This window comes from Undibacterium sp. RuRC25W (genome assembly GCF_049339825.1).
Taxonomy (GTDB): domain Bacteria; phylum Pseudomonadota; class Gammaproteobacteria; order Burkholderiales; family Burkholderiaceae_D; genus Undibacterium.
The window spans coordinates 1-387 of sequence record NZ_JBMPPD010000086.1 but is presented as its reverse complement, the minus strand read 5'-3'; the positions used below and the strand labels follow the sequence as shown (position 1 = coordinate 387).

The following is a 387-nucleotide window of genomic DNA, read 5'->3' as shown; positions in this document are numbered from 1 at the left end:
CTTTGCTCACATCAAACAATTTAGGCGGGTTGCAACGCGATACGACAAACTCGCTGAACGATTTGCTTCATTTGTGGCAATTGCAGCTTCGATGCTTTGGTTAAAATAAATGTCAACACGCCCTAATTGTAATTTTTCGTGCGTTCCTAAATTGTATGTAGTGAGGACTAAAGGAATCACCAATGCCATTGAATGCGTGTCATGCCGAGGAGGGAGAGGGGAGTGCAGTGACGGTTGATCATAAAAAAAGGAGCCGCAAGTGAAGTGCCCCCGAAAAGTTGGACATTGTTCCAAATTTTTCGGGGGCATTTTTTATGACCAAATATACAAAGGAATTTCGAATTAAGGTGGTTAGGGCGTACATTGATCGGGGTATGGGACAGAAAA

At 43.2% G+C, this 387-nt stretch carries 1 pseudogene; it reads left to right on the top strand.

Features of this window, described 5'->3' with window-relative positions:
• A pseudogene (locus tag ACO0KV_RS18405) lies at positions 1-109 on the top strand (IS5/IS1182 family transposase); the annotation flags it as partial.
• Positions 110-387: the final 278 nt, after the last annotated feature.